The following is an 822-nucleotide window of genomic DNA, read 5'->3' as shown; positions in this document are numbered from 1 at the left end:
AGGCGTGAGGCCGTTCAGGGTCTTCAGCCTTCGCGCGAAGTTGTACGCTGCGAGGAAGTCGGCGAGGTGCGTCCGCAACTGGCCGTGGCTGTCGTAGTGGTAGCGTTTGACCGTGGCGTCCTTGATCGTGCGGGTCATCCGCTCGACCTGGCCATTCGTCCACGGATGGTTCGACTTGGTCAGCCGGTGCTCGATGCCGTTGGCCTCGCAAATCATGTCGAAACGCATCGGCCGGGAATGGATTGTGTCGCGGTTCCGGGGCTGCTCTGCGAACTGAATGCCGTTATCCGCTGCCCGGCAGTCGTTTGCATGGCAAACGATGAGAGGGGGTCAAGATCGTGTGGAGCTGGTAGGGCACAGCCTCAAGCATGTTCTGCAGGAACTCCCAAGCGGTGCGTCTGTCAGCAGTTGCAACGAGTTGAGCGACGGCGAACTTGGCCGTCCGGTCAATGCCCACAAAGAGATAGAGCTTGCCCCCAGCCGTTTGCACCTCGGCGATGTCGATGTGGAAGAACCCGATGGGGTAGCGCTTGAACTTCTGCCGCTTGGGCTTGTCGCCTTCGACATCTGGCAATCGCGAGATGCCATGGCGTTGCAGGCATCGGTGCAGCGCTGAGCGTGTCAGGTGCGGGACCGTCGGCTGCAAGGCATGGAGGCAATCGTCCAGCGGCAGGAGCGTATGGCGCCGGACCGCGACGATCATCGCCTCCTCGGCCTCGCTCAGAACCGTCGAGCGCGGTTCTGTCGGCCCGGTCTTCATATCCTCGACCGTCGACCGTTGACCGCTTCCGCCATTTCGCCACCGTCTTGGGATTGATGCCC

1 pseudogene is annotated in these 822 nt (G+C 62.0%); it reads right to left on the bottom strand.

Annotation, left to right across the window (positions count from 1 at the left end):
* A pseudogene (locus tag ROA7023_RS25425) lies at positions 1 to 822 on the bottom strand (IS481 family transposase); the annotation flags it as partial.

Source organism: Roseisalinus antarcticus, from assembly GCF_900172355.1.
In the GTDB taxonomy this organism is placed as follows: Bacteria; Pseudomonadota; Alphaproteobacteria; order Rhodobacterales; family Rhodobacteraceae; genus Oceanicola; species Oceanicola antarcticus_A.
The sequence above is the reverse complement of the archived record's forward strand: the minus strand, read 5'-3'. Positions and strand labels throughout refer to the sequence as shown.